We start from the raw sequence: 6,739 nt of genomic DNA, 5'->3' as shown, positions 1-6,739 counted from the left end.
GCTTGAGCCTTTCTGCTTATGCCGACTGTCCGGTCGAAATGGGGGGCAGTTCAGGGTCCCAGGTCGCTCTCGCCTCGTAGAGCGGAGGTTGTTCCAGATTTTAAGCGTCAAAACACCTGTTACACAAACGCCGCAGGTATACCCAGATAGATTATCAGCCCAAAAAGTGTCATGCCCGGGGTGTCACAAGCGTGAGGAGCCCCACAGCTCATGTGGGAGCTTACGCGGCATAGTAAATGAGACACGCAACCGATCCAGAGCCCGCTATGTCGTAACACACCGCTCGGGTTCCAAAATCTCGTTATTCGACTGTCTCGCCTAGCACGAGAGAACCGTGAATAGAGCAGTCCTGTATAGCGCCGGCCTGTTTCGCCCATCCCGATCCGGGCCGCGCCAACGATACAGCGGACGCTTTCATGGTCGTTGTCGTTGAAAACACGCAGCACGCCTCCACTTTTATTCCTTCACAGCAAGACGCACGCCCGTCCTGCCGCTCACTTCGGCACTATGGGGAGCGCGTTCCCGTCAGGACAGGCTGGATCACCGCGTACCATATTCCGTTAAAGTGGACGCCTGTTTCCGGGGCTTGCCGAGCCATATCCACTTCCCGCTACGGTCAAGATAGCTCGAGGGCCGCGCATACAAGGATTTGATGGCTTGCCGAACTGCCTTTTTACCACCATTCCCGTTAAACTGGATCGAACATATCCCTGAACTCCGGATCGTTAAAATAAGACAGCTTTTCAGCAAATATTGATCGTTGTCCGGCCAGAAACAGCAATTGTCCGTGCGCCGGCAGATTGCGCACCTCATCAGGGGTGAGCAGCGGCCGGCCGGTATGTTGCTGGCTGTAGGAGATCCCGGTCTTATCGGAATCGAGCGCTCTCGCCATCGTCTGGAACACGACCGTCTCCTGTCCGAGCAGATCAGAGATGAGGCGGGCGCTGTCATGATCGTTGACGCCAAAGACCTGCAGCACGCCGGCGTTTGACAGGAAAGTTCCGGCGCGGTGACCGTATGTGGCACGCAACTGATGGATGTCCTGGAGGATGGGCCAAAGCTGGACACCATAACCCGCCATCAGACCCATCGCGCGTTCGACTGGTGCCAAATGCCCAAGGGATGCGAACTCATCAAGCAGATAAAGAACCGCTGTCGCCGGCTTTGCCGGATCGCGGGCCATTTCGATCAGGCTTTGGGAAACAAGCAGGCGCAGCCAGCGCGAATAGGTCGAGAGGCGATCAGGAGGAAGCACGAGGAACACCGTCACGTTGCTGTGCTTGAGATCGGCAAACCGGAAATCCGAGCGGCTGAGGACGGCCGTCATGCGCGGTGAATCGAGAAAATGCGTATGGCGTTGAGCTGCGGAGAGAACGCCTGCGGCTTCGCGATCGGATTTTCCGAGGTGGCGGTTCGCGGCGCGGGCGACAAGACCTCTTGCCGCATCGCTGTCCTGCATACGCTTGAGCAGTCTTGCGAAGTGTTCCGGAGCAAGGGTGAGATAGTCGCGAAGTGTTGCGAGGTGCCTGCGTCTCAAAGGCTCCGCTGCAACGATCTCGAGCAGCAATCCGGTAATCAGCGCTTTTGCCTCGTCGTTCCAATGCGCCTCGCCCGTCATTCCCGGTTCGTCGAACACGAGAGCGTCGGCAAGGGCACTGGCATCGTCCGCGACATCAAGACTGTGGGGATCGAGCAGGGCCAGGGGATTGAAGGCGGCCGAGGGTCTGCCGGTGACCCCGAAAGGATCCAGCACATGAACCGGCCCAAACTTCTGGCGGGCACGGCCGGTGATCCTTGCATTCTCGCCTTTTGGATCAACGCAGATCACCGAACGCTCGGCGGTCAGCAGGTTTGGAATGATCGTGCCCACACCCTTGCCGGTACGGGTCGGCGCCATCGTCAGGAGATGGGCCGGGCCATCATAGCGCAGGGGCTTGCTTGTTTTCGTATCACGACCGATCAAGAGGCCGGAAGCGGATAAGGTGAGAGCAGCTATCTCCTTGTCTGTCGCAAAGCGGGCGGAGCCATGGGTCTCATCGTCATCATCCCCGAAATGCAAAATCAGTGGAGTGGTGATGAACCAGAAGGTGATAACGGCGAGCGCCACTAGGGTTAAGAGACCTGGGATGATGTAGAAAGGCGAGCCTTGACTAAAACCCATTTGCTCAAGGAAATGACCGCCACCCATGCCGATCACAAACGTGACGTTGAACAAGATGAACATAAATCCGAGGAGCCGTTTCCAGATTCGGAAGGGCATGGCGATCAAAGCGAGGAATGCCCAAAGCGGATCACGCGCGGCGGCTCGCATCATGTTCTTGAATGCGTCCCGAGAAAGTCGCAACCGGTTCATGGAGCGCCCTGCCCGCTGTCACCACTCTCTGCCGTGCCCGGCTGTACTGCTCCGATCAGATCGGTAAAGAGTACCTTGTCATTGTCGCGTGTCAGAAAGCCCGGTAGTTCACGACGCAGCCATTTACCGAGCTGCTGCTTAAAAACCTGATCATCGGAGGTTTCGAGGTGATGCATAACGAGCGAGCCGATCAGGACCTTGCGGCGCATGTCGTTGTTGCGCTCGGTTTTCGAGAGCCGTGCCTTGAGAGCGGAACGTTGCGCATCCAGTTCAGCCAGGCGCTGTTCGATTGTTTTCCTTGCCACGATTGTTCCTTTCGATTGCGGTCGCACCGGAACTGCCGCTGTTGCCCACGGCTTTGCTCCTGGAAGACAGACCAGTTTCTATGAGGAGATCGACATAGCGATTGCGAGAGTAGGTTTGACCATAGGGTTCATGACGCTGCGGTGGCTGCTACCTGAGCTCAGGATTATTGTATCACCGGTGAAGCTCAGTCGATGGCGTTCGCGGCTTGTCCCGCGGCCTGTTCGAGCTTTTCGATGTGCTCGCGGCAAAGCGTCTCAACCAGCTTATGAAGTTCCGCGGTGCGCTCCTGAAGCCAGGTGAGCGCCTCTTCGGAAACCTCGAAACGCTTCGAATAGCGTGCCTTGACGTAGGCCTCATTCAGGATGTTGTACCACGTGGTAAATCGCTGACGATCGCGTGGCCAGATGTCGATCAAACGGTGATCACGACCTTCGGAAAGTCCACGCAGGAATTTGAGATTGTGCGACGCTGGGGAATAGTTTGTCAGTGTCAGAAGGTAGCAGTTGTAGGCGCTCTCCACTGCCTGATGGAGATTGAAGGCGGCTAGGTGTAGGTTACCTTTCGCAACGAGATATTTTGCTACATCAGCGAAATCTCGCGCATCCGGGAAGTGCCGCAGAAAATGATCTTCTGCCACCCTGAGTGCATCGGCAGGGCTGAGCGGTTTCGCTTCAGCCAGCGGCCGATCGTCGAATTCGTAAAGAACAACACCTTCGCGGGCGAGGTCGACGAAGAAGTACTGGCCGTCATTTAGAAAATTGCTGATTTCGCGAGCGCCATGCACGATGAGACCGACAGGTGTCTCAATTTCCTTGTCCCACATCAGCCGGTCTGTTGTCTTGTCCCAGTATTTGGGCTCGGCAAGTTCCTTGTTGCTGACGATGACGAGGATGTCGAAATCCGAGCGATAGCCTTTCGACGTATGCGGCTCATCCACCCAGGTGCCACGCGCGTAAGAACCGAACAGAATGATTTTGAAAATCCGTCCATCCTTCTTGGCGTCAGACTTGGAGCGGTCCACCAGATCAGCAAACTCTTCCTGAATAATTCCGACGACACGCGCGAGCTCGCGTTGCTTTCGTTCCGGCAAATGTTCAAGGCTGGTCTTCATGTCTGCTCCGTTCCTGGACGGTATCCTGTATGGTCCATTGTAAACTTCTTTGAAACTCCGATTTTTGGCAGCCGCCAATCGAATGCCTGTCTCCCGCACGCGCAATCTTCCGGCGCGTTGTCTGCGCCGCCCTCTCCTGTTTGCCGAGCCGCGCCTGCAATATCTGCTTCCACTCCCTCCCTTCTCCCTGATCCGTCGTGCGATCAGCCTGCGCCTATCGCCCTCCCCGGAATGATGCGTTTGTGTCCCTATTCAAACACGAGCAATTGCCACTTGGCGACTACTACTTTTAGTAGTCGAAATGCCCGTTCGTTGTTGCTAGCTTTGCCACCGGTAAACAGACAAGGGCGCACTTACGACTTGCGGCGCCTTTGAGCGTTTGGTCTCCCCGTTTGCGTATCGGAGATTTCGTTTGGCGATTTATCATCTCAGCACCAAACCTGTCTCGCGCTCATCTGGCCGCAGCGCTGTCGCATCCGCCGCCTACCGTTGTGCTGTTCTTCTCGTCAATCATCGCGATGGCCTTGTGCATGACTTCACCCGCAAAGAGGGTGTCGAGCATAGTGAGATCGTGCTGCCGCAAGGCGTGCCTGCCGACTGGGCTTTGGATCGCTCGACGTTGTGGAACGCTGCCGAGTTTGCAGAAAAGCGAAAGGACGCCCGCGTCGCTCGTGAATTCGAAATCGCGCTTCCACATGAGCTTTCGACAGAGGGGCGACTGAAGGCTGCGCGTGCCTTTGCTCAGGATCTGGCAAACCGCTATGGCGCGGCCGTGGATTTTGCAATCCATTCGCCAAGCGAGCATGGTGATATCAGGAACTACCATGCGCATGTTCTGATGACGACGCGAGAGGTTGGCAAAGCCGGCCTTGGCGAGAAGACTGTTCTTGAGCACAAGAACGCACGGCTGTTGGCAAATGGCATGGCGACGACCGACATGCAGCTTCGCGATATCCGGCAGTCATGGGAAGGCATCGCCAACCGTCAGCTTCAACGCGAAGGCCTGGATGTTCGCATCGATCATCGCTCGCATGCGGAGCGCGGCCTTGAGTTGTCGCCGACCGAACATATGGGCGTGCACGCGTCGCAGATGCAGCAGCAAGGAATGGCCGTCGAGCGCGGGCGACTGGATGACGAGGCAGCACGGCAAAATGCCGCGCTGATCCGCCAAAAACCGGAACAGGTTCTGACGCTGATCAGCCATGAGAAGAGCGTGTTCGATCGACACGACATTGCCAAAACCTTGCATCGCTACATCAACGATGACGCCCAAACATTCCAGAACGCCTTTGCGGCTGTTTTGGCGTCGCCAGCGCTCGTTGAGCTTCAGCCTGAGCGCATCGATGCCGAGACAGGCGAAGTTTCCAAAGCGCGCTATTCGACGCGGGACATGATCGATCTGGAACTTGGCATGGCGCGATCGGCGGAACGGCTGCATCAGGCGCAGTCCCATGGCGTCGATCCTCGCCATGTCGAGCGTGCGATGGAGAGGCAGGATCGCTCTCTTCGGAGAAGCTCCGGCGGAATGTTAGCTGCAAGCGATCCGTCAGCGGGATTGTCGGACGAACAGCGTCAGGCGATCGAGCATATTACCGGGCCAGAACGCATCGCGGCTGTGGTCGGGTTCGCTGGTGCTGGAAAGTCCACCATGCTGGCAGCCGCTCGCGAGGCGTGGGAGGCGCAAGGCTATCAGGTCCATGGTGCGGCACTTAGCGGTAAGGCAGCCGAGGGTCTTGAGGAAAGTTCTGGCATAGAGAGCCGCACCCTGGCGTCATGGTCCCGCGGTTGGGACCATGGCCGGGGTATGATCGGCCGCAGTGACGTGTTCGTCATCGACGAGGCCGGCATGGTCGGGAGCCGCCAGCTTGCCCGGTTCATCGGAGAAGCGGAAGAGCGCGGCGCAAAGATCGTTCTTGTCGGCGACCATGAGCAGCTGCAGGCGATCGGGGCCGGTGCACCCTTCAGGGCGATTGCCGAGCAGATCGGCCATGTCGAACTTTCCGGGATACGCCGCCAGCGCCATGATTGGCAGAGACAGGCGTCGGTTGCCTTTGCGACCCACAAGACGGCCGAGGGCCTCGCCGCCTATCGCGATCACGGCGCCATCCACTTTGCGGAAAGCCGCGAGGAGGCGATGGCGCAGATTGTGCGTGATTATGTCGCCGACAGTGAGAAGCGTGCCGATGGCACCCGGGTTGCCATGGCGCATCGCCGCGCCGATGTGCGCGCCCTCAATGCCGCCATCCGCTCCGAGCTTCAGAACAGACAAAGGCTGGAGCGCAGCCACGGGCTGAGCGACGATGTTGACCGTGGGGATGGTGAGGCCGGTCGCGAACTCACCTTCCAGACCAATAACGGCAAACGCGCCTTCGGCCCCGGTGACCGGATCATCTTCCTCGAAAACAACCGCGACCTCCGCGTCAAAAACGGCATGCTTGGCACGGTCGAGCATGTGGAGCCGGGCAAGATCATCGCCCGGCTCGATGGTCGAGGCGGCGACAGTGTCAGCATTCCGACAGACAGCTATCAGGCGATCGACCACGGCTATGCGACGACGATCCATAAAAACCAGGGGGCGACGGTCGATCGCGCCTTTGTGCTGGCGTCGAGCACCATGGACCGGCATCTGACCTATGTTGCCATGACAAGGCATCGCGACGGCGTGCAGCTCTATGCCGACATCAAGGAGTTCGCCAATGCGGGCCGGCTGGTTGATCACGGCGTTGCGCCCTACGAGCATAATCCCCAGGCGCGAGAAAACTATTTTGTGACGCTGGAGAACGACAAGGGCGAGCGGCGCACGGTGTGGGGCGTCGATCTCAGGCGGGCCATGCGAGGTGCATCTCCCGCGATCGGGGACAGGATTTCCCTGCAGCATGAAGGCGCCACGCCTGTTACGCTTCCGGATGGCACGCAGGCCGAGCGCAATGCGTGGCGTGTCGTCAAGGGTGACGCGTTGGCGTACGAGC

Annotated in this window: 4 protein-coding genes; 1 reads left to right on the top strand and 3 read right to left on the bottom strand. The window is 58.3% G+C overall.

Annotation, left to right across the window (positions count from 1 at the left end; translation table 11 throughout):
- Positions 1-688 precede the first annotated feature (688 nt).
- The 3 genes from AC5SEO_RS26680 to AC5SEO_RS26670 all read right to left on the bottom strand — a co-directional run bounded on the left by AC5SEO_RS26680 (position 689) and on the right by AC5SEO_RS26670 (position 3,770).
- On the bottom strand, positions 689-2,353 hold the full coding sequence (locus tag AC5SEO_RS26680; protein ID WP_495364198.1) for a type IV secretory system conjugative DNA transfer family protein: 1,665 nt from the start codon (positions 2,351-2,353) through the stop codon (positions 689-691).
- Positions 2,350-2,658, bottom strand: a complete 309-nt coding sequence (locus AC5SEO_RS26675) for a mobilization protein (RefSeq protein WP_143238629.1) — start codon at positions 2,656-2,658, stop codon at positions 2,350-2,352. Before AC5SEO_RS26675 ends, AC5SEO_RS26680 begins: the two co-directional genes overlap by 4 nt.
- A 185-nt stretch (positions 2,659-2,843) precedes the next feature.
- Entirely contained in the window at positions 2,844-3,770 is a 927-nt protein-coding gene (locus AC5SEO_RS26670) for a nucleotidyltransferase and HEPN domain-containing protein (RefSeq protein ID WP_495364197.1), read from the bottom strand.
- A gap of 412 nt (positions 3,771-4,182) precedes the next feature.
- Between AC5SEO_RS26670 and traA the strand changes: the two genes are divergently transcribed.
- A partial coding sequence (gene traA, locus AC5SEO_RS26665) for a Ti-type conjugative transfer relaxase TraA (RefSeq protein WP_495364196.1) occupies positions 4,183-6,739 on the top strand: 2,557 nt, incomplete at its 3' end.

Source organism: Agrobacterium sp. K11 (assembly GCF_059429395.1).
The sequence above is the reverse complement of the archived record's forward strand: the minus strand, read 5'-3'. Positions and strand labels throughout refer to the sequence as shown.

Coding starts and splice junctions, on each gene's coding strand:
- AC5SEO_RS26670 (WP_495364197.1), bottom strand. CDS start 3,770: ATGAAGACCAGCCTTGAACATTTGCCGGAACGAAAGCAACGCGAGCTC.
- AC5SEO_RS26680 (WP_495364198.1), bottom strand. CDS start 2,353: ATGAACCGGTTGCGACTTTCTCGGGACGCATTCAAGAACATGATGCGA.